The 25386-nt window shown below is 40.5% G+C and carries 23 protein-coding genes; 3 read left to right on the top strand and 20 right to left on the bottom strand.

Annotated elements, in window-relative coordinates:
* Positions 1-61: 61 nt before the first annotated feature.
* From H7U02_RS05195 to cdaA, 7 genes are all read right to left on the bottom strand, one after another.
* Complete coding sequence (locus H7U02_RS05195) at positions 62-889, bottom strand: ZIP family metal transporter (protein WP_110980965.1); 828 nt, start codon at positions 887-889, stop codon at positions 62-64.
* Between the two features lie 12 nt (positions 890-901).
* A complete protein-coding gene (locus H7U02_RS05190) occupies positions 902-1690 on the bottom strand; it encodes a Nif3-like dinuclear metal center hexameric protein (protein ID WP_110980966.1) in 789 nt (262 codons plus the stop codon).
* Positions 1680-2366 (bottom strand): tRNA (adenine(22)-N(1))-methyltransferase, encoded by a 687-nt coding sequence (locus H7U02_RS05185; protein ID WP_110980967.1) that lies wholly within the window; start codon positions 2364-2366, stop codon positions 1680-1682. Before H7U02_RS05185 ends, H7U02_RS05190 begins: the two co-directional genes overlap by 11 nt.
* Positions 2367-2464: 98 nt before the next feature.
* Positions 2465-2905, bottom strand: coding sequence for a GtrA family protein (locus H7U02_RS05180; RefSeq protein ID WP_013990768.1), 441 nt, complete (start codon positions 2903-2905; stop codon positions 2465-2467).
* A gap of 2 nt (positions 2906-2907) precedes the next feature.
* Positions 2908-4260: a phosphoglucosamine mutase gene (gene glmM / locus H7U02_RS05175; RefSeq protein WP_048790754.1), complete on the bottom strand. Its 1353-nt coding sequence runs from the start codon at positions 4258-4260 to the stop codon at positions 2908-2910.
* Positions 4261-4480: 220 nt separating this feature from the next.
* The gene (locus H7U02_RS05170) at positions 4481-5446 is read right to left on the bottom strand and encodes a YbbR-like domain-containing protein (RefSeq protein WP_037600530.1); all 966 of its coding nucleotides are present in this window, start codon (positions 5444-5446) and stop codon (positions 4481-4483) included.
* Complete coding sequence (gene cdaA, locus H7U02_RS05165) at positions 5443-6294, bottom strand: diadenylate cyclase CdaA (protein WP_037600527.1); 852 nt, start codon at positions 6292-6294, stop codon at positions 5443-5445. The genes H7U02_RS05170 and cdaA overlap by 4 nt, the downstream gene beginning before the upstream one ends.
* A 101-nt stretch (positions 6295-6395) precedes the next feature.
* Here cdaA and murT point away from each other — a divergent pair, with 101 nt between their 5' ends.
* Both murT and gatD read left to right on the top strand, forming a co-directional pair.
* Positions 6396-7739: a lipid II isoglutaminyl synthase subunit MurT gene (murT, locus tag H7U02_RS05160; RefSeq protein WP_110980968.1), complete on the top strand. Its 1344-nt coding sequence runs from the start codon at positions 6396-6398 to the stop codon at positions 7737-7739.
* A complete protein-coding gene (gene gatD / locus H7U02_RS05155) occupies positions 7739-8527 on the top strand; it encodes a lipid II isoglutaminyl synthase subunit GatD (RefSeq protein WP_048674479.1) in 789 nt (262 codons plus the stop codon). Before murT ends, gatD begins: the two co-directional genes overlap by 1 nt.
* 54 nt (positions 8528-8581) lie before the next feature.
* Here the strand turns inward: gatD and mprF are convergent, their stop codons facing one another.
* The 5 genes from mprF to udk all read right to left on the bottom strand — a co-directional run bounded on the left by mprF (position 8582) and on the right by udk (position 14990).
* On the bottom strand, positions 8582-11137 hold the full coding sequence (gene mprF / locus H7U02_RS05150; protein ID WP_037600970.1) for a bifunctional lysylphosphatidylglycerol flippase/synthetase MprF: 2556 nt from the start codon (positions 11135-11137) through the stop codon (positions 8582-8584).
* Positions 11134-11853 (bottom strand): alpha/beta fold hydrolase, encoded by a 720-nt coding sequence (locus tag H7U02_RS05145; protein ID WP_037600967.1) that lies wholly within the window; start codon positions 11851-11853, stop codon positions 11134-11136. The genes mprF and H7U02_RS05145 overlap by 4 nt, the downstream gene beginning before the upstream one ends.
* A gap of 195 nt (positions 11854-12048) precedes the next feature.
* Entirely contained in the window at positions 12049-12309 is a 261-nt protein-coding gene (locus H7U02_RS05140; RefSeq protein WP_048674474.1) for a YiaA/YiaB family inner membrane protein, read from the bottom strand.
* A gap of 89 nt (positions 12310-12398) precedes the next feature.
* Positions 12399-14318, bottom strand: coding sequence for an ABC-F family ATP-binding cassette domain-containing protein (locus H7U02_RS05135; RefSeq protein WP_049528783.1), 1920 nt, complete (start codon positions 14316-14318; stop codon positions 12399-12401).
* A gap of 36 nt (positions 14319-14354) precedes the next feature.
* Entirely contained in the window at positions 14355-14990 is a 636-nt protein-coding gene (udk, locus tag H7U02_RS05130; protein WP_002890688.1) for a uridine kinase, read from the bottom strand.
* Positions 14991-15081: 91 nt separating this feature from the next.
* Between udk and H7U02_RS05125 the strand changes: the two genes are divergently transcribed.
* On the top strand, positions 15082-16164 hold the full coding sequence (locus tag H7U02_RS05125) for a DEAD/DEAH box helicase (RefSeq protein ID WP_049528780.1): 1083 nt from the start codon (positions 15082-15084) through the stop codon (positions 16162-16164).
* Positions 16165-16216: 52 nt separating this feature from the next.
* Here the strand turns inward: H7U02_RS05125 and H7U02_RS05120 are convergent, their stop codons facing one another.
* The 8 genes from H7U02_RS05120 to H7U02_RS05085 all read right to left on the bottom strand — a co-directional run bounded on the left by H7U02_RS05120 (position 16217) and on the right by H7U02_RS05085 (position 25386).
* Complete coding sequence (locus H7U02_RS05120) at positions 16217-17380, bottom strand: ATP-grasp domain-containing protein (RefSeq protein WP_049528776.1); 1164 nt, start codon at positions 17378-17380, stop codon at positions 16217-16219.
* 46 nt (positions 17381-17426) lie between these two features.
* Positions 17427-18167, bottom strand: coding sequence for an esterase family protein (locus H7U02_RS05115; protein ID WP_002884014.1), 741 nt, complete (start codon positions 18165-18167; stop codon positions 17427-17429).
* A gap of 46 nt (positions 18168-18213) precedes the next feature.
* The gene (locus H7U02_RS05110; protein ID WP_201042905.1) at positions 18214-19041 is read right to left on the bottom strand and encodes an alpha/beta hydrolase; all 828 of its coding nucleotides are present in this window, start codon (positions 19039-19041) and stop codon (positions 18214-18216) included.
* Positions 19042-19156: 115 nt separating this feature from the next.
* Positions 19157-20590, bottom strand: coding sequence for an NADP-dependent glyceraldehyde-3-phosphate dehydrogenase (locus H7U02_RS05105; protein WP_002890682.1), 1434 nt, complete (start codon positions 20588-20590; stop codon positions 19157-19159).
* A gap of 219 nt (positions 20591-20809) precedes the next feature.
* Positions 20810-22543, bottom strand: coding sequence for a phosphoenolpyruvate--protein phosphotransferase (ptsP, locus tag H7U02_RS05100; protein ID WP_002890681.1), 1734 nt, complete (start codon positions 22541-22543; stop codon positions 20810-20812).
* Between the two features lie 4 nt (positions 22544-22547).
* On the bottom strand, positions 22548-22811 hold the full coding sequence (locus H7U02_RS05095; protein ID WP_002884015.1) for a phosphocarrier protein HPr: 264 nt from the start codon (positions 22809-22811) through the stop codon (positions 22548-22550).
* Between the two features lie 261 nt (positions 22812-23072).
* Positions 23073-24248: an NADP-dependent isocitrate dehydrogenase gene (gene icd, locus H7U02_RS05090; RefSeq protein WP_110980970.1), complete on the bottom strand. Its 1176-nt coding sequence runs from the start codon at positions 24246-24248 to the stop codon at positions 23073-23075.
* Between the two features lie 13 nt (positions 24249-24261).
* Entirely contained in the window at positions 24262-25386 is a 1125-nt protein-coding gene (locus tag H7U02_RS05085) for a citrate synthase (RefSeq protein WP_002890679.1), read from the bottom strand.

Raw genomic sequence — 25386 nt, 5'->3', positions numbered from 1 at the left:
ACTCCATCTATTTGAAAAGAGCTGAGTCCTATATCAATAGGCACAGCTTTTTATTATTCTTTTACCCCAAGGCCACGTCCATGACCATCATGACGACAAAGCCAACCATAAGGCCCAAGGTTGCTACGTCAGTATTACCATTGGTTTGTGATTCAGGAATCAATTCCTCCGTTACCACAAAAATCATGGCACCAGCCACAAAGGCCAAAGCATAAGGAATGATTGCCATCATCAACATGACAAGGGCAGCTCCCATAACAGCCCCTATAGGCTCCACGATGGCTGACATAGATCCCCAATAAAAGGCCTTGATACGAGATTTTCCATCTGCTCGAATAGGAACTGAGAGGGCTGCACCTTCAGGGACATTCTGCAAACCAATACCTATAGCTAGACCAATGGCTCCCATAAGACCCGCGAATGTCATATTGCCACCAGCCAAGGCTCCGAAAGTCACACCGACTGCTAATCCCTCTGGAAAATTATGAATGGTGATAGCCAAAAAGAGCAGTGCTGTCTTGGACAACTTTTTCTTACGAGGTTGAATACCTTCTGCTTTAGAGATGTCATTCCCCAAATGCAAATGGGGAACGACGGCATCAATCAAACGAAGGGCAACACCGCCAAGCAAGAAACCAGATGCCGCAGGGAACCATGACCACTTCCCATAGCCATTTTGAGTCGCATAAGTTAAAGAGGGGTCCAAAAGCGACCAAAAAGAGGCCGCAATCATGACACCTGCCGCAAAGCCCATCATGATATCTAGCAATTTACGGCTAATATTCTTGAAGAAGAAAACAATGGCCGATCCAACAATGGTACAGCCCCAAGTAAAAAGACCAGCAAGCAAGGCCAAAAAGACTACATTTTGATGTAAAAGCCAAGTCACAGACTCATCCTCCTACAAATGGTCAAAAGGATTGGTTGAGGACTGACTTTCAAGTATGGTCACATTCCAATCATGCTCAAGTTTCCAAGCCTCAAGTTTCTCAGCAATCTTTGAGATAAAAAGGGCTTCGATATGGTGCCCGGGATCAATTGCCAAGAGACCATTAGTAATCATTTCCTGTCCTGTATGGTAGTAAACATCACCAGTGATGAAGACTTGTGCGCCCTTTTTCAAAGCATCCTGGTAAAATCCTTGACCGCTACCCCCACAAATAGCCACACGGCTAACTAGAGGATTGTCATGATTATAACGAACCAAGCGAACACTATCTAAGGCAAAAACAGACTTGACTTTAAGAGCAAGTTCTTCAATAGTCTGAGGCACGATATCACCTACTCGACCGATTCCATGATTTTCAGAAGTCTGCGTTAAATAAGTGGTGTCTTTAATGTCAAGTAAGTCACAGAACCAATCATTCAGCCCATCATTAACGACATCAATATTAGTATGACTCACATAGACTGCAATATCATGCTTAACCAGGTCAAGTAAAATATCTCGGTCAGGCGAAGACACCAAATCCTTAACTGGACGAAAAATTGGAGCATGTTTAGCAATAATGAGGTCCACACCTTTTTCAATGGCTTCGGCTACCGTATTCTCACGAACATCCAAGGTAACCATAACCTTCTGAATCTCTTTGTCCAGACTACCAATCTGCAAGCCAACCACATCACCTTCCATAGAAAGCTCCTGTGGACAAAATTCTTCATAAGTCTTAATAAGTTCACTAGCTAACATGATTCAAAACCTCCTTAATGGTTTGAATTTTATCTTCAATAGCTGTACGATCAGCCTGATTGGCCAGTGGAATGGATCCTAAAGCAATCTCTAATTTATTGATTTCGCGTTGCCATTTGAGCTGGAAAACCTGAGATTGGTCTTTCATGAGATGAGGACCAAAACGCACTTCCTTGTCCGAAAGGCTCATGTGTCCAGCTTCTGCCACCATGATTTCGTAGTATTTGCCATTTTCAGTCATGATAGACTCTGCAATAATCTCAAAACCATTTTCCATCAACCAGATACGGAGATCATCTTCACGATTATTTGGTTGTAAAATCAGGCGGTCTACGCCCTTAAGTTTGTCCTTTCCAGCATCAAGGATGTCCGCAATAAGACGTCCTCCCATACCACAAATCGTGATAGTTGTTACCTCATCAGCAGGTTCGAAGGCAGCCAAGCCATTAGCCAAGCGCACCTCCATTTTATCTTGGAAACCAGAAGCTGAGACATTAGCAAGAGCGGATTCATAGGGCCCTTTTACCACTTCTCCAGCAATAGCTGAAGTAATCAAACCTTTTTCAAGTAAATAAATCGGAAGATAGGCATGATCACTGCCTACATCCAAGAGTTTTGCGCCTTTGGGAACATAGGTTGCTACATCCTTAAGGCGTTGAGATAATTGTACGTACATGTTTCATCTTTCTATTTTTTTAAGTCTCTTCAATTATATCAAAAAAGGAGGTTGGTAAGAAATGCTTTTAACACATTTCCTAACAACTTCCTTTTTGCTTATACTTTCTCGCCTGTAAAGACGAAGAATTTAGAAATAATATAGTTCAATACAATGATAAGGACCTGAGAGAAGAGGCTCTCGATACCGTTTACCCAAGCATGACTATGACCAACAAATTGACCAATAATTTCTGGATAGGTATCGACCAAGAAATAGGCCAGAGCCAAATCCAAGACCAAGGTCAATAGGCGAGCACCCACGAACTTAACAAAGCGCGTAACCATACCTGTCTTTTCCTGATTAAAGACAAACATGTCATTTGTAAAAAAGGCAAAGATTATGGCAATCGCATTCGCTAAGACTGCTGAAAGTGTTCCTTGTTGGGTAAACTGGAAAATCAAAGTACGACTGACCATATAGACCAAAGTTGCCAAGACACCAAAGAAAAGGTACTTGAAAACTTCGGTAGCCATGAAGGCTCTGAGCTTAGCTATCATACTTAGTCCAATCCAATTTCTGCACGAACAACATCAGCAATCGTATCAACATAGTAATTCACTTCATCATCTGTTGGGGCTTCCGCCATAACACGAAGAAGAGGTTCAGTACCACTTGGACGAACCAAGATACGTCCATTTCCAGCCATCTCAGCTTCCATTTTTTCAATGATAGCGGCAATTGCAGGAACTTCCATAGCCTTATCTTTCATGCTATTTTCCACACGGATATTAACCAATTTTTGTGGATAGATGGTCACTTCTGAAGCCAATTCAGACAAGCTCTTACCTGTTTCAACCATGACTTTAGTCAATTGGATTGCTGTCAACTGACCATCACCAGTTGTGTTGTAATCCATGATAATAACGTGTCCAGACTGTTCACCACCAAGGTTGTAGCCGTTTTTACGCATTTCTTCGACAACATAACGGTCACCAACAGCAGTCACTGCCTTGTTAATACCTTCACGGTCAAGTGCCTTGTGGAAACCAAGGTTTGACATAACTGTTGTTACAATAGTATTTTTAGCCAACTCGCCTTTTTGAGACAAATGTTTACCAATGATATACATCACCTTATCACCATCAACAATATCGCCATTTTCATCAACAGCAATGAGACGGTCACTATCACCATCAAAGGCAAGACCAATAGCTGAGCCAGTTTCTTTAACCAAGGCTTGCAACTGCTCTGGGTGTGTCGAACCAACACCAGCATTGATGTTAAGGCCATCAGGCTGGTCACCAATAACAGAGATTTCTGCGTTCAAGTCAAGGAATATGTTACGTGCAGATACCGCAGCTGCTCCATTAGCCGCATCCAAGGCAACTTTCATGCCACCGAGGTCAACACCCGTAGCCACCAAGAATTTTTCGTATTTACGAAGACCCTCTGGATAATCCACAAGTGTTCCAAGTCCCTCAGCTGAAGGGCGTGGAAGCGTATCTTCTGCAGCATCGAGAAGGGCTTCAATTTCCGCTTCACGCGCATCATCCAATTTAAAACCATCGCCACCAAAGAACTTAATACCATTATCAAGAGCTGGATTATGGCTGGCTGAAATCATAACACCAGCGCTTGCATTTTCTGTACGGACCAAGTATGAGACGCCAGGTGTCGCAAGCACTCCAAGTTTGTAGACTTCAATACCCACTGAGAGCAAACCTGCTACTAAGGCAGATTCCAACATCTCGCCAGAGATACGTGTATCACGTGCCACAAAAACTTTAGGACGGCCAGTCTCATGTTGGCTAAGCACATAACCACCAAAACGACCTAATTTAAAGGCCAATTCAGGCGTAAGTTCAACGTTTGCTTCTCCACGAACACCGTCTGTTCCAAAATATTTACCCATAATTTTATTATTAGTGCTTAAGCACTAAATCCTCCTTAAACTGTGATGCTGTTTAGCAAGAGTCAATCTAGTGAAATCTATCTAGATAATCTAACTTTATAAGATTTCGCCAATATTTTCAACCCTTGATTTTAAACATTTTTAATTGGTTACATTTTTATGAGATTAGTCCCTCTCAATCCCATCCATTATACATGAATTTAGGAAAAATGTAACTCCCCTATTTTTGCGTGACTTTTAAGTTAACCTTAACAGTGCCAGGCTGAACCGTAACACCTTCTGCCTTAAGGTCTATTGTTTTTGATGTGTCCTTAGTCACTTGGCTAATGTCCACAGGAACTGTGATGCTATCAATCTTATCCATAGCTTCTTGACTACCAACAATAGTCACATGCCCACGATTAAAGCTGTAGCTGATACTAGACACATTGCTAGCCTTATCTCCAGTCAGTTCGACCTTAACAGGAACAGATTTGCTTAATTTTCGCAAACTAATCTTGGCATGCACCTTAGCTGGTGAGATTGAACTTGCTAGTACTGTTCCATTTGTCGAAACTGCTTGAAGGACCAAGTTCCCATCATAATCTTCAGACAGGTTGGAATCGCCTTCCAATACTGCTTGAACATGATCAATCTGGTTAATGATATCTTCACTCGAAGTTACCTCTACCTTGGTTGCATCCAGGCTAACTTTTTTAACTTCATAGCCATTTGCTAACTTATCTGATGTGATATTAGCTACGACGTCAAAGGTCTTGCTGGCTTTTTTACCAATAGTCGCCGTCAAGGTTGATGGCGATACTTGCGCAGACATTCCAGCTGGAAGATCCTTAACCTGAATAGGTACTCGACTGGTTCCTTGACCCAGATTCGACAAATCAGCAACTAATTTAAAGTGACGCGTATCACTACTTGTCTCAGTCGTTAAAGCCAGCTGTGTTGTCGCCGTCAAATAGACTTCGGCATCATAGGAATAACCACTGATAAAGTACTTATCACTATCATATTTAATATCCACAGGAACCGATTCAACGGTTTGTGTAAAGGTATTAGATGCACTTGAGCTATTGTTTTTATTTTGCGTATTTCCCGACCATGCCGTGAAAAAGAGTACCACAGCAAAGAAGAGAGCAACTAGCATCTGCCATAAACGATCGTCTTTAAAGAAATTTACGAAACGCTTCATTTTTTGCTACCTCCCATCCAACGTTGGAAGAATGACTGACGTGGTTCTTGTTCTTTCAACAAGATAAGACTCAACTCTTGTTCAAATTCTTGAACAGAGAGATCATGGATGAAATTTCCCTTGTAAGCAATTGAAATCGCACCAGTTTCCTCAGACACAACAAAGGTCAGTGCATCTGTCTGTTCTGAAAGACCAATAGCAGCCCTATGTCTAGTCCCAAACTCTTTGGAAATCTTATTAGATTCCGTCAATGGCAGATAAGAACAAGCCGTCGCAACCTTGTTATCTCTAATGATAACTGCCCCATCATGAAGCGGTGTATTTGGGATGAATATATTAATTAAAAGTTCCCCAGTCACCACCGCATCAAGTGGAATCCCAGTCGCAATCTGCTCTTGTAAGGTCTGAGTCTGTTCAATAGAAACCAGCGCCCCAATCTTACGAGGACTCATGTACTTAACAGCTTTAACGTAGGCTTGAACCAACTTCTCGTCTGAGCTAACCTCTTTATTTTGCAAAAAATGCTGAGGTGTCCGTCCAAAGGTTTCAAGTGCAGAACGAAGCTCTGGCGCAAAGATTACAACCGCCGCAATGGCTCCATAGTTGATAACCTGATTCATCAAATAAGAAATCGTCGTGAAGCCTATAAAATCAGAAATCAGTTTGACTAAAATAAATAAGACAACCCCTTGAACAAGGGTCATAATTTTTGTCCCTCGTAGGGCCCTAATAAAGCGATAAATTAAAAAAGCAACAATCAATATGTCCAAACTATTGACGATAACTTTCAGCGGACTATCAAAGAGTGACCGCCAAAAATCAATATCAATGGACGAAAGTATTCCCATACATATCACACTTTCTTTTAATTTTTAAACAGTTTCTATTATACCACGAATTCTAACTATTTTGAGACTACAATCACTACTTTTTGTGATAAAATAAATTCATGACTATGAAAACTACCATGGGAATTCTGGCGGGTAAAGCTAGCCATTTCGTCCTTTCAAAATTGGGACGTGGCTCAACCCTGCCTGGAAAAATCGCCCTTAAATTTGACAAAGATATTTTAGACACTTTAGCCAAGGATTACGAGATTGTCGTTGTCACTGGAACCAATGGTAAGACTCTGACAACAGCTTTAACAGTAGGAATTCTTAAAGAAGCTTTTGGTGAGATTGTGACCAACCCTAGTGGGGCCAACATGATCACAGGAATCACTTCTACTTTCCTAACAGCTAAAAAAGCCAAGTCTGGTAAGAAAATCGCTGTCTTGGAAATTGACGAGGCTAGCCTTCCAAAAATCACTGAATACATCACTCCAAGTCTTTTTGTCTTCACAAATATTTTCCGTGACCAAATGGACCGCTATGGTGAAATCTATACCACTTATCAGATGATTTTAGATGGTGCTGCTAAGGCACCTGAGGCCACTATTTTGGCCAATGGAGACAGTCCTCTCTTTAATTCTAAAGAAGTGGTCAATCCTGTACGCTTCTATGGTTTTGACACTGAAAAACACGCTCCAAAGCTGGCACATTATAATACCGAAGGAATTGTCTGCCCTAAATGTGAGAGCATTCTTCAGTATCGCCTCAATACTTATGCTAATCTGGGTGACTATGTATGCCTCAACTGTGACTTCCACCGTCCAGAATTAGACTATAAGCTAACAGAGTTGACTAAAATCACTAACACTACTTCTGAATTTGTCATTGATGGACAAGATTACAAGATTAATGTCGGTGGTCTTTATAACATCTACAATGCCCTTGCTGCCGTTTCTGTCGCTGAATTTTTCGGAGTGGATCCAGAGCAAATCAAAGCTGGTTTTGATAAGAGTCGTGCTGTCTTTGGACGCCAAGAAACCTTTAAGATTGGTGACAAATCATGTACTCTCGTACTAATTAAGAATCCAGTGGGAGCTAGCCAAGCTCTGGATATGATTAAACTTGCAGATTATCCATTTAGCTTGTCAGTCCTTCTTAACGCCAATTATGCTGATGGTATTGATACTAGCTGGATTTGGGATGCCAACTTTGAAAGCATTCTCGAGATGGATATCCCTGAGATTAACGCTGGTGGTGTTCGCCATTCTGAAATTGCCCGCCGTCTTCGTGTAACCGGCTATCCAGAAGAAAAGATTACGCAAGCAGAAAAACTTGAAGATATTATGGCCTTGATTGAAAAACAAGATTGCAATCATGCCTATATCTTAGCGACCTATACTGCTATGCTTGAATTCCGTGATATTCTTGCTCAACGTCATGCTGTCGGAAAGGAGATGAACTAATGACTTATACTTCACTCAAATCTCCAGAAAATCGTGACTACACCTATGACCTAAATGTTGCCCACCTTTATGGTAATCTACTCAATACCTACGGTGACAACGGAAATGTCCTTATGATCAAATACGTGGGTGAAAAACTTGGTGCTAAGATGACCTTCGACATCGTTTCAGTTGGTGATGACTTCGACAAGGACCACTACGACATGGTCTTCTTTGGAGGTGGTCAAGACTATGAACAATCTATTGTTGCTAAAGACCTCCCAACTAAGCGTGAGGCCATTGGTCAATTCATCCAAGATAACAAAGTAGTTCTTGCCATCTGTGGTGGTTTCCAACTTCTTGGTCAATATTACATCCAGGCTAATGGTGTCCGCATTGATGGTATCGGTGTTATGGGCCACTACACCCTCAATCAAGAAAATAATCGTTATATTGGTGACATCAAGATCCATAACGAAGAGTTCGATGAAACTTACTATGGCTTTGAGAATCACCAAGGGCGTACCTTCCTCTCTGATGATGAAAAACCACTTGGAAAAGTGGTCTACGGTAATGGTAATAACAAGGAAGACGGTTCTGAGGGTGTCCACTATAAAAATGTTTATGGTAGCTACTTCCATGGACCAATTCTTTCTCGTAACGCCAACCTGGCCTACCGTTTGGTCACTACTGCCCTTCGTAACAAATATGGCCAAGACATTAAATTGCCAAGTTACAATGATATTCTTTCAAGCGAAGTCGCTGAAGAATACGCAGATACTAAATCAAAAGCAGAATTTGAAAAATAATTCTATGACATAGCAAAATAGCGAAATCCTTAGGGTTTCGCTATTTTTTCATATCTATTTCCAAAGTCGTCTTTTCTTCAATCTGTCTTCAATTTTTCGATTATCAATCCTTAGAATGGCAATCATATCAAACAAGAGCCAAGTTCGTTTAGGATAAACAATGTATTTGGGAGACCAAATTGGAGAGAACTTCTCCTTATAACGTTGGAGCCCACTAAAAGAGTAAAAACGCTGCGCAAAGACATAGACCAAATTGGCAACCTTCTCTTCCAAAAAACTATCTTCTTCAGTACCCACATTCGCGAGTGGAGCCATTCCCATATCAAAATACTGCTTTCCTTCTGCTTGGAAGTACTGGAAGAGTTTCACAAAGAGGTAATCCATGATACCTTCGGGTGCCTTTTCAAAGTCATAACGCATAAGGTCAATCGTCGCCACCCGTTTGTTTTTGGTTGGCATGATGTTGGCAAAGGCTACAATTTCTCCCTCCTCACTCTCAACAATAGCAATCGGTGCTTGCTGCAAATAGGCTACATCAAAGAAACCAAGAGAGAAGCCCTTCTCCTTACGACCGTTAAGCCAAATATCTGAGACAGCCTTCATTTCTTGCATCTGAGTCTCTGAAAATGGAGGATCAAGTAACCTAAACTGGAAACCTGCTTTTTCAACACGATTGGTTGGCTTACGGAACTTCTTACCATGCTTACCATCAACAGAAAATGACGTCAAATCAACCATGGCATTTTCCCCAAATTTCATAAAATCAAAGCCATAATCATGAAGCATCAGGGTAATACTCTCATCTGCCTCATAAAACAAGGCTTGTAAATTCCAATCCGATAAGGTCTTCAAGAAAGATTCCCAAGCTGCTCGGTAATAGTTTTCATTACCTATCGGATTTCCCATAACCACACACTTGTTACTGGTTTGTGCAAATTGGAAAACAACCTGGTCTTGTCCATCAACACGATACCAAAAGAGGCGTTTATCATGTAAATAAGCCAGGGCACTTTCTGATGCACCTCCATATTTCTCAAGGAGAGCTGTGAAGCGCTCATCATCCATGCTTTGACCAAAAGGCCTGCGGGGTGCCAAAATTCTCAAGACTCCCCAAACAATAGTTGCAATGATAACTGATGCCAGTAAAATATCAAACCAAATATGAACAAAATGTCCAAGAACATCTCGGTTCTTAGGTGGCAACAAATGAGACCAAAAACCACTGCCACCCAAAACGAGAAGAACCAGAATCGTAAAGGCTAGGAAAAGAAAATCCTTGGTTTTGTCTTCCCAACTATAAACAAAGTAACGATGATACAACCTTTTTCTGATGATCAACATAAGCACCAAAGAGAGTAAAATTAGGAAAGACATGGCCCATGAAATACCATTGAGATTGACATAAATTAAGGCCAAGACAAAGGTTATCAAGGAGGCAACAAAAGCACCCTTAACCCGACGTCTAATGAGACGAGCCATGAAAATGAATAGGGTACCAAATAGGATACTTGGGAATTGCCAAATCAACTGTTCCTGAATAGGATCAAAACGGCTAATAAAGTAAACATTTGCCAAGCGTTCAGGGATTAGGGCAGACAAAATCAAGAAAATCCCTAAAAAACGTAGCAAATATACGAGAAAACGGTGGAGACTTCCACCAAATACTCGTGAAGAAAGTTTGAAGTATTTCTCGTTGATACGTCCTCCCATGTGTTTGAAAAAGAAGATAACACCAAGCAAGAAGGGAATAACGTAGTAGGTTAAACGAAAGAGCAAGAGCAGACTAACCGCAAGAGCATTGCTAACCCCCATAGAGGTCAGACCGGTAATCACAATCAAATCAAAACTACCAATCCCACCCGGAATCATAGAGAAGATACCAATAATAACCGCTAGGAAATAAAGTGGAACCAGATTATAAAGGGGAACATGTAAGCCCATTAAATAAGCCACACTGACAAAGCTCCCCAGGGCCGTTCCCCATTCAGCTGTCGAAGCTAAAAGAAGACTTAGCCTCGTTTTCAACGGTACTTGACCAAAATAGGTTAACTTTTCACGACTAGAAACAAAGAAAATAAAAGGCAGATAAAGGAAAATACCCAATAAGAGTAACCAATATTTTCTTAAGTCTGGACTGAGAGGGAAGAACCAAAAGACAGCGAATACCAAACCACTTAAAAGGGATAGGCCCGACATAAAATAAGGTAATAAACGAGAAAGTGCCTTAACACCTGTCTTTTCCTGCCCATCCTCAGAATAAAAGGAATATCGTAGTCCCACATCGACCAAACCAGCAAAACCAGCCAAGTTATTAATGGTATTGACAGCCCAACTTGTTTCTAAGATATAGGATTTGGAATAATCCGTTTCTAGCTCCTTATTCAGTATAATGTCATAAAAGAGCATGGGGGAGACAGCGACTAGTCCGATGACAGCCATCAAAACAAGATGCCAAATAGACAAACCGGACAGAGCTGACTCCAGTGACTCTAAAGTGATGGTCCGTTTTAGACGAACCAATTCTATGACGACAAGGACCGTAATCGAGATAAAGAAGATGGATTTAACGGCTGCTTTTAAAGGTTGAAGTCTCTCTAAAAAACGCTTCATGCCACCACCTCTTTTCGACTAATTCTCACAAGCTCACGAATCATATGATTAAAGACCTTATATTTACGTTGAGCTAGACGATGCCCTTCACGACGTTGGACATAGAGCTTATGAATCGGAAAGAGCTCTGAAATCTCTCTAGAATGCCTAATACTGATAACATCCCTTTGCCCCATAACTACCCAAACAGGATAGGCAGCCTGATGTAGACGTTCCCTATCTAATGGCAAGTCATGAAGCATAAGACCCGTTACCTGAGCCATGATATCCATTTTAGATGAAAATGGTGACAAGGCCTTTAAGCACAGATATTGTATATAGACCGCGAATCTTGAGCGTCTCGTCAACCCATTAAAGGTCATATTCCCTGCATTAAGTAGGAGTCCCGCAATCCGGTCAGGATAACGACTAGCATAAACCATAGCCAAATTAGCACCGTCACTATGACCGACAAATAAGGCCTTCTTGATATTCAAATATTGCAAAATTTCCTCCAAATCGGCAGCCATCTGTTCAAAGGTCATCTTTACACTCTGACGACTGGACCTGCCGTGATTACGACTATCAATGAAAATTAAACGATAGTCTCGATACAGAATTCCTTGCTTACCAAAGTAATTTCCTGACAAATTATTGCCATGCAAAAAAACAATTGGAAAGCCTTTACCGAGATCACGATAATAGATGATTTGACCATCTTTCACTTTGAATTCCATAATATTACCTACCTTTTCACTAACGCACTCTTATACGATAATTAGTCTTATAAGGCATTAGGGCTGATGAGTTGGACTTATCACATTCCAAAACCATCTAACCCCCTTCACTCCATTATAACACTTCCACTAGGGAAGAGTCAGAATATTTGTGCATTTTCTGCAAAAAGAAAAAGCCTTTTCAGGCTTCTCCTCTTATTGTTCGAAAGTTTGTTGAGCGATGAGCTTATTATAGTTTTCTTCATCTTCTTGGTTATCACGGACAACCTTAGATACTGTAAATGAAGATGAAATCAAACCAACACATCCCATGAGATAGTAACCCTTAACCATCAAAGGCTCTTTAAGGGTATAGAGGCCTACCAACATCAAGATTACGAAGAAGCCAAATGATCCCCATGCCATCATGTTGAAAGATGTTGTGTTACGATACACTTTTTTCTTTACTTTGTTCATAAAGTTAGTCTCCTTTTATATACTAAGACTATTATACCAACAATGTAAGCCTTTCACAACTCAAAACATGAAAAGGTTCTCATCATTCCTTAACTTTCCAATTGTTCTGATAGGTCACCCCACTCTTCCATCAGAGCTTCTTGATTGACTGATAAGTCATCCAGCTCTTTCTGTAAGTCAGACAATTCTGCCACGTCATTTGTTTCAAGCATGGCAGCAGAGATTTCCTCCAATCGTTCTTCAATCGTCTCTAGCTCATTTTCAATTTGCTCAATGCGTCGGCTTAATTTACGCATCTCTTTTTGATTGGCTTTTTGAGCTTGATAATCACTAGCACCCGCTGAAGCTACTTGGACTTCCTCTGTTACTTGATTTTCCTCTGCTTCAAGACGTGCTAACTCTTCAAGCTCCGCCTTCTTTTCAAGGTAGTAATCATAATCTCCAAGATAAATGGTTGCCCCATCCTCAGAAATTTCCATCACTTTGGTTGCCACACGGTTGATAAAGTAACGGTCATGACTGACAAAGAGAAGCGTTCCATCAAAGTCAATGAGGGCATTTTCCAAGACTTCCTTGCTGTCAATGTCCAGGTGGTTGGTCGGCTCATCTAGGATGAGAAAGTTGTTGTTTTCCATTGATAATTTAGCTAGGAGCAGGCGAGCTTTCTCACCACCAGAAAGCATTGAAACAGACTTTTTGACATCATCACCTGAGAAGAGAAAGGCTCCAAGACGGTTACGAATCTCAACTTCAGGAGTTGTCGCAAAATCATTCCACAACTCATCAAGAACAGTGTTCGACGGTGTCAAGGCAGATTGTGTTTGGTCATAGTAACCCACTTCAACATTAGCACCATAGGTTGACGTTCCCTTGATAAAAGGCAATTTACCCACTACCGACTTGATAAAGGTTGTTTTCCCGATACCATTTGGACCCACAATGGCGATTGCATCCATTTTCTTAACATCCAGGGAAATAGGCTCCGATAGAATCTCATCGTCATAACCAATAGCAGCATCCTTAACTGTCAAGACCACATTCCCAGAGACCTTATCCGCATGAAAAGTCATATTAGCTGACTTCTGGCCTTCTGTTGGCTTATCCAGACGTTCCATTTTCTCTAGCTGTTTGCGACGGGCTTGAGCACGCTTAGTTGTAGAAGCACGGACAATATTACGATTAACAAAGTCCTCCAACTTAGCAATTTCCTTTTGTTGTTTTTCGAAGTTCTTTGCTTCAGTGGCCAACTTTTCAGCCTTAAGGTCCATGAATTTTGAATAGTTTCCGACATAACGATCTAAACTATGTTTGGTCAAATCCAGGGTTACTGTCGCCACCTTATCCAAAAAATAACGGTCGTGACTGACAATGATTAGAGCTCCCTGATAATTGACCAGGTAATTCTCCAACCAGGCAATAGTTTCGATATCCAAGTGGTTAGTCGGTTCATCCAGTACCAAGAGTTCAGGCTTCTCAAGCAGCATTTTCGCCAAAGCTAAGCGCGTGTTTTGCCCTCCAGAAAGATCTGAAATAGGCATCTCCCACATGCTTTCATCAAACTTAAAACCATTGAGAATGGCTCTGATATCAGATTCATAGGTAAAACCACCTCGCTGTCTGAAATCCTCAGAAAGGCGATCGTAGTCAGTCATTAACTTGTCCAAGTCTGACCCAGTTAACTCAGCCATCTTCATTTCCATGTCACGAAGGCGTTTTTCGTCTGCACGAAGACCTGCAAAAACATTTAACATTTCCGCATAGATGGTATTGCTAGACTCAAAGCGACTATCCTGAGCTAAGTAAGACAAATTCAAATCACGTTTTGTGTTGATTTCACCACTTGTCGGCGCTTCCTCTCCAACCAAAATTTTCAATAGGGTTGATTTCCCAGCACCGTTACGTCCAACAAGGGCAATACGATCACGTTCATCTACCTGAATATTAATATTATCAAAGAGCACATCCCCTGAGAAAGAGCGCTCAATCTTGTTTCCTTGTAAAATAATCATAACGTTTCAATTATACCAAAAAAGCCAAGCTCCTGCTTAGGCTTTCTGACTTTCTTTCAAAATGCTTGCTACCTTAGTATTAATCAAATCGATAGCAACAGTATTTGTGACACCTTCAGGAATCACCACATCTGCGTAGCGTTTCGTAGGTTCGATAAACTGGTGGTACATAGGTTTAACCACACTGATATATTGCTCAATAATACTATCCAAGCTACGGCCACGCTCTTCCATGTCACGCTTGATACGACGGATAATACGAATGTCATCATCAGTATCTACAAAAAGCTTGATATCCATCAAATCACGCAAGCGTTTATCCTCAAGTACCAAAATTCCTTCAACAATGAAGACGTCCTGTGGTTCCTGACGATAAGTCTTTTCACTACGAGTGTGTTGGGTGTAGTCATAAATCGGAATATCCACTGGACGCCCAGCAATCAGCTCATTGATGTGTTCAATCATAAGATCTGTATCGAAGGCAAAGGGATGGTCGTAGTTAGTTGATACACGCTCTTCAAAAGTCAAATGTGACTGATCCTTATAATAAGAATCATGCTCAATCATAGCAATTTTCTCATCTGGAAAATTTGATAGAATGGCACGAGAAACACTGGTCTTACCTCCACCAGAGCCACCCGTAACCCCAATAATAATCGGTTTTTTAGGCATGGTAAATTCCTATCTAATATAGTCTTTCTTATTTATTCTACACTAAATCATGATATAATAAAAGCAAATCCATATAGAAAATGAGACTTTTATGTTTAAAAACTTTCCTGAACAATGGCAAGACCTCCTTAAAGAAAAAGGAATCACTACAGAGACTGCCATTCAAAAAGAACTCTTTGCACCAATCACTGAAGGAGACAATATCCTAGGTATCAGTCCTACAGGAACAGGTAAGACTCTAGCCTACCTTCTCCCATTGCTCCTCTCACTCAAGCCCAAAAAATCTCAGCAATTGCTTATCCTAGCACCTAATTCAGAGCTTGCTGGACAGATTTTTGATGTGACCAAACAATGGGCTGAGCCACTAGGACTCACTGCCCAACTCTTCCTTTCTGGCTCTAGTCAAAAGAGACAAATTGAACGCCTGAAGAAAGGACCGGAAATTCTCATCGGAACACCTGGCCGTGTCTTTGAGCTGATTAAACTCAAAAAGATCAAGATGATGAATGTCAACACCATCGTCCTAGATGAATTTGATGAGCTTCTCAGTGATAGCCAATACCACTTTGTGACAAAAATCAGCCACCATGTTCCTCGTGACCATCAAATGATTTATATTTCGGCAACCAACAAAATTGATGATCAAAATCTTGTCGAAAATACCATCGTTTATGACCTATCTGATCAAGAACTTGACACCATCAAACATTATTTTATCAGTGTTGATAAACGTAACCGTGTCGAACTTCTCCGTAAGTTCTCCAATATACCTGACTTCCGTAGTCTTGTCTTTTTTAACAGTCTATCTGACCTTGGGGCTACTGAAGAACGCCTCCAATTTAACGGGGCTTCAGCGATATCATTGGCTAGTGACATCAACGTCAAATTCCGTAAGGTTATCTTGGAAAAATTCAAGAATCATGAGATTTCACTCTTACTAGGTACTGACCTCTTGGCACGCGGCATCGATATTGAAAATCTAGAGGTAGTCATCAACTTCGATATTCCTCGAGATCGCGAAGCCTATACTCACCGTGCAGGACGTACTGGTCGTATGGGAAATGAAGGCAGCGTCATTAGCTTTGTAACCCATCCAGAAGACCTCAAAAAACTTAAAAAATTCGCTAAAGTTTCAGAACTGGTTCTTAAAAATCAAGAACTTCACGAAAAATAAGGCATTACAAAAGCACTTCAGTTTACTCTGAAGTGCTTTTAACATATACAGACTAGGCTTTTTTACCAAAGTCCTCAATCATTTGTTCCATTTCCTCACGACTTGGAGTTGTCAACATATAGAGGAAGTCACCTTGCAACTCTGCAAAGGCTGCAGGCATGATTTTCTTAACTTTAAGTTGTTCACGATACTTATCAAAAAGTTCTTCTTCTGAATAAGCATAGTGAGAGCTTGCACGACGTGAAGTCGCCAAACAGTAAAGTGGCTCAAACTGAGAAGCTGGGAATGGTTCGCCAGCAACGATATCCGCATACCCCTTGTACAAATCGAAAGAGTGAGCATAGTTATACACGTCGATTGTGAAACCACCTGCTGGACGGTTGTTATATTCAATAGCAATATAATCGTCACCATCACGGAAGAACTCAATATGGAAGAAACGTTCCTTCATACCAAATTCTTTGACAATTGCCTCACCATACTTACGTAACTTAGGATCCATTTCCTTAAGAACGTAATAAGAATTATCCATCTTGTAAATCATCAAGTCAAGTGGTGTGTGGGCATAATCAAAAGTTGTCGAGAAGACAATATTACCATCATGATCAATCAAACCATCGAAAGTACAGATTTCGCTTGAAGTTACAAATTTTTCAAAGAAATAAACTGTTTCATGATCCCACTCAGCCTTAAAGTGATTGATATCATCTTCTGTTTCAAGTTTGAAGGTTGCAGCTGCACCAACCCCATTATCTGGCTTAGCAATCATTGGAAGACCGATTTCTTTCACAGCTTTATCCACATCTTCATTAGTTTTAATGACAGCACCAGGTACAACTGGAACTCCAGCTTTTTGGAAGAGTTTTTTCATTTCAGACTTAAATTTAGTCTTCTTAAGATCTTCTGGCTTAGCACCAAAAACATTGAACTGTTCACGAAGAGCAGCATCCAATTCCAACCAGTATTCGTTATGAGATTCGATTCGGTCAATTGGTCCGTGTTTATAGAAAAGAAAGGCTACCGCACGTTTAACTTCATCCAAGTTTTCCAGATTGTCTACACGGAAGTACTCAGTCAAAGCCTCTTTCAAAGGTTGATCCAATTGTTCATAAGGCTCTTGACCAATACCAAGAACAGTGATGCCCTTATTAGCAAGTTCAACTGTAAACTGTTGGAAGTTTTGTGGATAGTATGGTGAAATAACAAGATAATTCATTAGTAATTCCTCTTTTATAGTTATTTAGATGGGATGGACAAAGAAATTATAGGTTCATATTGTCAAGGAAATAAGGCATTTGTTTACGCCACCATTCCCAATCGTGAGCGACATCATGACCCCACTCAGAGAACCAAGCTGGAATATTCTTTTGTTCAAAGGCTTCCTTGAGTTTATAGTAAGATGGAAGACCATCTTGTTCCCATGCACCAAGACCTGTACATACGATGATCTCAGCTTGACGGTAGCGGTCGATAAACCAACCATCATTTTGGTTCCAGATATAATCTGATGGGGAATTTTGGTAAATAGCTTCGTCCCCTCCAAACTCACCCACAAAGAAACGAGCATCGTAGACACCACTAAGGGCTACTACTTTATTGAAAACATCAGGGTGTTGCAAGAAGAAATTAAGCGCATGGTATGCCCCCATTGAACAACCTGTTGTCATCATTGGATCAAACCAACCAGTTTTGTGTTTGATAAATGGAATAGCTTCTTCAATAACATAACGTTCATAAGCACGATGCATTTCAGCACGATCATGTGGGTTTTTCCAATCACATAGCCAGCTTTCACTATCCACACTTGAAAGAGTAAAGAATTGTACGCGTCCTTCTTCGATAAAACGTGCACAAGCATCAATCATACCAAAGTCATAGTATTCGTTATGGCTACCACCTGATGAGGCAAAAACCACAACAGGGATACCAGCGTGCCCATAACGGTTAACATACATTTCACGGTTAAGTTGACCACTCCAGTGGCTAAGATGTTCGATATTCATATTTATATTCCTTTTCCTAAATTAAATTAATTTGCGTTAATAAAGACTAGTCCCATTTTTCAGCGAAAAAGCGAAGACAGTCTGGTAGATTCTCGGCCCAAGCTTCTTCATTGTGTTCAGCACCAGATTGAATGTGAATCTTGATATTTTCCAAATCAACCCCACGAGCAATCAAATCATGATAATAGCTCAATGAAGAGTCTATATAAGCCTGCTTAATATTACCAGCCATCAAGGTCTTGTCAGTATCATCAGCTTCCTCCGTCCCTACATAAATGTAAACACGTTGATCTGCATCCAATTTTTGACGCGACATGTAGCGATCAAAGGCATCTTGATGCAACCAGTTAGCTGAAGAAAATACCCCAAGACAACCAATCTGCTCCTTATAATCAAGCCCCATAAACTGAGTAATATTACCACCGAGAGATGAACCAATCATAGCTGTATGCTGACGGTCAGAGAGGGTACGGTATTCCTTATCAATAAAGGGTTTAACCACATCCATGACAAACTCTGCATACTCTACACCCTTACCTCCGAACTGGACACCAGGGATATTAGATTCTTGGTACTTCCACGCAGAATACTCATTCATACGGCCAGGACCATCATTATCAATGGCTACAACAATCATGCGCGAAATATCAGGATTACGCTTGACTGTTGGGATAATCTTCCAAGAATAGCCAGAAAACGACTCCTTACTATAAAGAACATTCTGACCATCATGGAAATACACGACAGGGTAAGAACGATCTGTATCCGTTTCATAGTTCTTAGGTAGAAGAACACGCACACGACGAAGTTGACCGGTGTATGGTACCTCTAACTCATGCGTCTTCATAACCAAGTAAAAATAAGATTTATTCATTGTCAGAAAACTCTCTATATTCGAAATTTAGTTCTATTATACCATATTTTAAAAGAAAAAGAGCCCCTATTATTGGGACTCTTTACACTTTTTTAATGATTGAATAGCTACACTCTTAGTAGTTTGCGATATCAAATACTGTTGATTTCACACGAGTCATAGCTTCGATAGAGTATTTCACACCTTGAGTTCCGGCACCAGATCCTTTAACACCAAGGAATGGGAAGTTATCTGTACCACGTTGTGTTTTGTTGTTGATGTGAACTGTACCAACTTCAAGTTGTTCAGCAATTGCAAATGCACGTGGGTAGTCTTGTGTGAAGACAGCACCTTGAAGTCCAAATTCAGATTCGTTAGAAATCTTGATTGCTTCTTCAACTGAAGATACACGGATGAATGGCAATACAGGACCAAATGGTTCTTCCCAAGCAAGACGCATATCAGTTGTTACATGGTCAAAGACTGCTGGGTAAATAAGGTTACCTTCACGTTTCAATTCAGTTTTAGCAGTAGCACCTTGTTCAACTGCATCATCAATCAAACCTTGAACGAAGTCAGCAGCTTTTGTATCGATAAGTGGTGTAACGCTTGCGCTTTCTTCAGGCATACCAACAGTGATATTACCTACCAAAGCAGTTACTTTTTCTACCAATTCATCTGCAACGCTATCCATTACAAGGACACGTTTGATAGCTGTACAACGTTGACCTGAATAGTCAAAGGCACCAGCAACAATGTTTTTAGCAGTCAAGTCAAGGTCAGCATCTTCAAGAACGATAGCGGCATCTTTACCACCAAGTTCAAGCATGATTGGACGCATAGCTGCCAAACGACCGATGTTTTCACCAACTGGTGTTGAACCTGTGAAGTTGATGAAATCAACTGCTTTGTGTTCAACGATGTAGTCACCGATAACAGAACCACGACCTGTGATAGAGTTCAAGACACCTGCAGGGATACCAGCTTCAACAAATGCTTCAACCAAAAGAAGACCTGAGATAGAACCTTGTGTTGGTGGTTTGAAGGCAACAACGTCACCAGCAATCAAGGCAGGAGCAATTTTAGAACCAGCCAAGTTTACTGGGTAGTTAAATGGAGAGATAGCAAGTACAAGACCTACTGGTTCGCGACGAACAACAGCAATTTTTTTCTTGCTACCAGCGTCAAAGGCACCACCTTCAAGTACTTCACCTTCCAAACGCAAACCTTCTTCAGCTGCATAGTGGATGATTTCAGCAGTACGAACAACTTCACCGATTGCAGATTTCAAACCTTTAGAGATTTCTTTAGAAAGAACTTGACCGATCTTTTCTGCATCACGTTCCAAGATATCTGCTGCTTTATGAAGGTAAGCTGCACGTTCAGCATATGAAAGCGCACGCCATGCTGGGAGTGCTGCTTTAGCTGCTGCGTAGACTTCGTCCACTTCAGCTTGGCTCATAGCTGGAACTGATCCAAGTTCCTCACCGTTTGCAGGTGCGTAAATAGTAATTTCGTTTTCAGATGTTTTCCACTCACCATTGACATAGTTTTTGTATTGTTTAGCCAAGATAGTAACTCCTTTTATCTATTATAAGACCTATTTTATCATTTTTTTAGAAATATTCCAAGATTTAAACGAGAATTATTCAGAAAATTTTGACAAAAAATAGTTAAAATTGTTAACCTAGGTTAGCCGTATTCTACTCCTAACTAAAGAATGAGTCAATTATTTTGTCTCCGTTTAGATATAAAAAAAAGTGAAAGCCTAAGCCTCCACTTTTTATAATTAGTCTACGTTAACGTATTCTTTTGAAAGTTCAAGAACTTCTTCCATTGTTGCACATTCAGTAAGAGCACGGTTAGCGTATTCTTCCATTTTAGCTGTGTCGAGTTTCTTCATCAAGCTACGTGTACGAAGAACAGATGTCGCTGACATTGAGAACTCATCCAAGCCCATTCCAACAAGAAGTGGAACAGCAGTTTGGTCACCGGCCATTTCACCACACATACCAGCCCATTTACCTTCAGCATGAGCCGCTTTGATAACATTGTTAATCAAACGAAGGATTGATGGGTTATATGGTTGGTAAAGGTATGAAACTTGTTCGTTCATACGGTCAGCAGCCATTGTGTATTGGATAAGGTCATTTGTACCAATTGAGAAGAAATCAACTTCCTTAGCAAATTGATCAGCAAGCATAGCTGCAGCTGGGATTTCAATCATGATACCTACTTCGATATCGTCTGCAACGGCAACACCTTCAGCAACCAATTTAGCTTTTTCTTCTTCAAGAATACCTTTAGCAGTACGGAACTCAGTCAACAAAGCAACCATTGGGAACATGATACGCAATTTACCGTGAACAGATGCACGAAGCAAAGCACGCAATTGTGTACGGAACATTTGATTACCAGTTTCAGAGATAGAAATACGCAAAGCACGGTAACCCAAGAATGGGTTCATTTCTTTAGGAAGGTCGAAGTAAGGGAGTTCTTTATCCCCACCGATATCCATTGTACGAACGACAACAGGTTTACCGTTCATACCTTCAAGAACTGCTTTGTAAGCTTCATATTGGTCATCTTCAGTTGGGAAGTCTTGAGAATCCATATACAAGAATTCTGTACGATAGAGACCAACAGCTTCTGCACCGTTATCATTTACACCTTCAACGTCTTTAGGTGTACCGATGTTAGCAGCCAATTCGAAATGTTTTCCATCAGCAGTAACTGTTTGAGCATCTTTAAGGAGAGCCCATTCAGCTTTTTGTTTAGCGTAAGCTTCACCAGCTGCTTTGAACTCAGCAATTTGCTCTTCAGTTGGGTTGATAACAACTTCACCAGTAATACCTGAAACAGCCAAAACATCACCATCTTTGACAAGTTCTGTGATGTTATTTGTTCCAAGAACAGCTGCGATTTCAAGTGTACGCGCCATGATAGCTGAGTGACTTGTACGTCCACCGATGTTAGTAACAAAGGCTTTTACGTACTTTTTGTTCAACTGAGCTGTATCAGATGGTGTCAAGTCATGAGCAACAACGATTGATTCTTCGTTGATTGTTGCCGGGTTAGGCAATTTCTTACCAAGCAAGTTAGCAAGCACACGTTTTGTAACGTCACGAATATCCGCTGCACGTTCTTGCATGTATGGGTTATCTTCCATACCTTCAAAAATAGCGATAAACATGTCTGTTACTTCTGTCAAAGCAGCTTCAGCATTAACTTGTTTAGCACGGATAGTTTCTTTAATTTGACCAGTCATTTCTGGGTCAGCAAGAACCATCAAGTGAGCATCAAAAACGGCTGCCGCTTCTTCACCAAGGCTTTCAACTGCTTTTTCACGGATAACAGAAAGCTCGTCTTGTGACGCCGCTAGAGCAGCATCTAGACGAGCCTCTTCTGCACTTGTATCTTCAACTGTTACAGTTTCAAATGACAAGTCCGGTTGAACAAGCAGATATGCCTTAGCAACTGCAACACCATCAGATGCTGCGATTCCTTTAAGCATTTCTGTCATATTCTTATGCCAATCCTTCTTTTGTCATTGTTTCTGCGATTGCTGCGATTGCATCATCAGCATCAGCACCTTCTGCAGAGATAGTTACGTCAGCACCTTGACCAACACCAAGGCTCATAACACCCATGATTGATTTAAGGTTAACTGCTTTACCTTTGTAGTCAAGAGTGATATCTGAAGCAAATTTGCTAGCTGTTTGAACAAGCAAAGTAGCTGGACGTGCGTGGATACCTGTTTCTGCAACAATGTGGAAATCTTTAGAAGCCATAATGGATTCTCCTTCTTAGTTTGGAATATTTGAGTTATCAATGATAACCCTTACAATTTAGAATTATAACATAGCTAATTGAGATTATCAAGGTTAAAACGTACTTTCTACAAGTTTTTCAAAAGCCTGTCTCTCATTTTGCTGCTCATTTTCATTTTTTTAAACATAAGCAAATACTAGTCTCTAGTTATTTACAACATTTTCAGAAAATTTCTTTCATGGTGTTTTCAATCGTTAATTTTCATTTTCGAGCAAAAACAATCACATAATTGAAAGAATTTGATTGCTAAAGGCACTCGTTGAATAAGCTTGTTTTCCAAATGCCAAGTCAGCTGTAAAGATATCAGCTTTAAATGTCTTTTCAATAGCACTTGTAATCAGTTGAGCTGCCTCAGTCCAACCAATATAATCTAGAAGCATGCAGCCAGATAATAGAACTGAGCAAGGATTAGCCTTATCTTGATTCGCGATATCCGGAGCTGTTCCATGTGTTGCTTCAAAAATAGCATGGCCTGTTTGATAGTTAATGTTGGCTCCAGGGGAGATGCCGATACCACCAACTTGTGCAGCTAAGGCGTCACTGGCATAATCACCATTCAAGTTGGTTAAGGCAACAACATCAAATTTTTCTGGATTTAAAAGAATCTGTTGTAGAAAGTTATCCGCGATTATATCATTAATCTCTAAACGACCAGCCAGCAATTCTTCTTTATATTCTTCCTGAGCCACTTCATAACCCCATTTACGGAAGCCACCCTCTGTAAATTTTTGAATATTCCCCTTATGAACCAAGGTCACTTTTTTTAGATTGTTCTTGAGAGCATAGTCGATAGCCGAGCGAATGAGACGTTTACTTCCTTCTATTGAAATTGGCTTGATTCCGATACTACTTGATTCTGGGAAGCGAATTTTACTAACATTCATTTCTGTCTGGAGAAACTCAATCACGCGCTTAACATCTGTTGTTCCCGCTTCCCATTCAATTCCCGCATAAATATCTTCAGTATTTTCACGAAAAATAGTAATATTCGTTTTTTCTGGTTCCTTAAGCGGACTTGCTACTCCTTCAAAGTAACGAACCGGTCTAACACAAGCGTAGAGATCAAGTTCTTGACGTAAAGCTACATTTAAAGAACGAATCCCTCCACCTACTGGCGTCTCAAGCGGACCCTTAATAGCAACTAAACTTTCTCGAATAGTCTCCAATGTTTTTTTCGGCAACCATTCTCCTGTTTTATCATAAGCCTTCTTACCAGCTAGGAGCTCTTGCCACTCAATATGACGCTTTCCTTCATAGGCTACTTCTACTGCTTTATCAAAGATTGCTTGGGTATTCTTCCAGATATCATGTCCAACACCATCCCCTTCAATAAAAGGGATAATTGGACTATCAGAAACTTGAAGCTGTCCATTTGTCATTACGATTTTTTCTGCCATATAGCTTTCCTCCCTAGCGTTTTTCTAAAGGAATATAGGTCATATTTTCTTGTCCAATATACTGTGAGCGAGGACGAATCAATTTGTTATTTTTTTGCTGCTCTTGAATATGAGCAATCCAGCCGGCAACACGACTCATTGCAAAGATAAGTGTGAAGATATCGCTGTCAATTCCTAGAGTATGGTATACGGTGGCTGAATAGAAGTCTACATTGGGAATTAATCCCTTCTTATCTTTCATGAACTCTTCAATTTCTTGAGACATATTAAAGAATTCTTCATTCTCGGTACCCTCTGTCAACTTTTTAGCCATATCTCTTAAGAAAATTTCACGAGGATCCTGTTTCTTGTATACACGGTGCCCAAATCCCATGATTTTCTCTTTAGAGTCAAGTTTTTCCTGCAAGTAAGCATAAACATCACCTGATTCGCGGATTTCTTTAAGCATATCAAAGACGCGTTCATTAGCCCCACCATGCAGAGGACCTTTTAGAGCACCAATAGCTGTTGTAACACAAGAATAAATATCTGTCAGAGTCGAAGCACAAACACGCGCTGCAAAAGTTGAAGCATTCAACTCATGATCAGCGTGTAGAATTAAGGCCTTATTCATAGCCTCAACTTCAATTTCAGAAGGTTCAACACCATTCAGCATGTAAAGAAAATTAGCAGCAAAACCTAAATCTTCTCTTGGTTTGAGGGGCATTTTACCAGTGCGTAAGCGTGCAAAAGTCGTAATAATTGTTGGCAATTTAGCCATCAATTCAATACTTTGCTGATAAACGGCTTCCATGGATTTCTCCTCAGCATCCACATTGTATACCCCAAGAAGTGAAACTGTTGAACGTAAAACACTCATTGGGTGCAAATGTGGACGAGATTGGATAAGAATGCATTGTTCTACAGCATCTGAAATGTCATAGTTCTTACGCAACTCAGCTTCAAAATACTTGAGTTCCATTTGCGTAGGAAGATGACCATTCCATAAGAGATAAATCACTTCCTCAAAAGACGCTTTATTTTCCATAAACTCGGAAATATCATATCCTGCATAGGATAAATGGTCATCAATAATAGATGAAATCCTAGTATTACAGGCAATCATATCCTTAAGTCCATTAATTTCAACTGTTGTCAT

Origin of the sequence: Streptococcus sp. 3.1 (assembly GCF_016648915.1) — a bacterium.
GTDB lineage: Bacteria > Bacillota > Bacilli > Lactobacillales > Streptococcaceae > Streptococcus > Streptococcus salivarius_E.
The sequence above is the reverse complement of the archived record's forward strand: the minus strand, read 5'-3'. Positions and strand labels throughout refer to the sequence as shown.

What these genes read in the sequence shown, in the direction of transcription:
- H7U02_RS05190 (WP_110980966.1), bottom strand. Translation starts at nt 1,690, where the DNA reads ATGTTAGCTAGTGAACTTATTAAGACTTATGAAGAATTTTGTCCACAG.
- H7U02_RS05185 (WP_110980967.1), bottom strand. Translation starts at nt 2,366, where the DNA reads ATGTACGTACAATTATCTCAACGCCTTAAGGATGTAGCAACCTATGTT.
- H7U02_RS05180 (WP_013990768.1), bottom strand. Translation starts at nt 2,905, where the DNA reads ATGATAGCTAAGCTCAGAGCCTTCATGGCTACCGAAGTTTTCAAGTAC.
- glmM (WP_048790754.1), bottom strand. Translation starts at nt 4,260, where the DNA reads ATGGGTAAATATTTTGGAACAGACGGTGTTCGTGGAGAAGCAAACGTT.
- H7U02_RS05170 (WP_037600530.1), bottom strand. Translation starts at nt 5,446, where the DNA reads ATGAAGCGTTTCGTAAATTTCTTTAAAGACGATCGTTTATGGCAGATG.
- cdaA (WP_037600527.1), bottom strand. Translation starts at nt 6,294, where the DNA reads ATGGGAATACTTTCGTCCATTGATATTGATTTTTGGCGGTCACTCTTT.
- murT (WP_110980968.1), top strand. Translation starts at nt 6,396, where the DNA reads ATGACTATGAAAACTACCATGGGAATTCTGGCGGGTAAAGCTAGCCAT.
- gatD (WP_048674479.1), top strand. Translation starts at nt 7,739, where the DNA reads ATGACTTATACTTCACTCAAATCTCCAGAAAATCGTGACTACACCTAT.
- mprF (WP_037600970.1), bottom strand. Translation starts at nt 11,137, where the DNA reads ATGAAGCGTTTTTTAGAGAGACTTCAACCTTTAAAAGCAGCCGTTAAA.
- H7U02_RS05145 (WP_037600967.1), bottom strand. Translation starts at nt 11,853, where the DNA reads ATGGAATTCAAAGTGAAAGATGGTCAAATCATCTATTATCGTGATCTC.
- H7U02_RS05140 (WP_048674474.1), bottom strand. Translation starts at nt 12,309, where the DNA reads ATGAACAAAGTAAAGAAAAAAGTGTATCGTAACACAACATCTTTCAAC.
- H7U02_RS05135 (WP_049528783.1), bottom strand. Translation starts at nt 14,318, where the DNA reads ATGATTATTTTACAAGGAAACAAGATTGAGCGCTCTTTCTCAGGGGAT.
- udk (WP_002890688.1), bottom strand. Translation starts at nt 14,990, where the DNA reads ATGCCTAAAAAACCGATTATTATTGGGGTTACGGGTGGCTCTGGTGGA.
- H7U02_RS05125 (WP_049528780.1), top strand. Translation starts at nt 15,082, where the DNA reads ATGTTTAAAAACTTTCCTGAACAATGGCAAGACCTCCTTAAAGAAAAA.
- H7U02_RS05120 (WP_049528776.1), bottom strand. Translation starts at nt 17,380, where the DNA reads ATGAATTATCTTGTTATTTCACCATACTATCCACAAAACTTCCAACAG.
- H7U02_RS05115 (WP_002884014.1), bottom strand. Translation starts at nt 18,167, where the DNA reads ATGAATATCGAACATCTTAGCCACTGGAGTGGTCAACTTAACCGTGAA.
- H7U02_RS05110 (WP_201042905.1), bottom strand. Translation starts at nt 19,041, where the DNA reads ATGAATAAATCTTATTTTTACTTGGTTATGAAGACGCATGAGTTAGAG.
- ptsP (WP_002890681.1), bottom strand. Translation starts at nt 22,543, where the DNA reads ATGACAGAAATGCTTAAAGGAATCGCAGCATCTGATGGTGTTGCAGTT.
- H7U02_RS05095 (WP_002884015.1), bottom strand. Translation starts at nt 22,811, where the DNA reads ATGGCTTCTAAAGATTTCCACATTGTTGCAGAAACAGGTATCCACGCA.
- icd (WP_110980970.1), bottom strand. Translation starts at nt 24,248, where the DNA reads ATGGCAGAAAAAATCGTAATGACAAATGGACAGCTTCAAGTTTCTGAT.
- H7U02_RS05085 (WP_002890679.1), bottom strand. Translation starts at nt 25,386, where the DNA reads ATGACAACAGTTGAAATTAATGGACTTAAGGATATGATTGCCTGTAAT.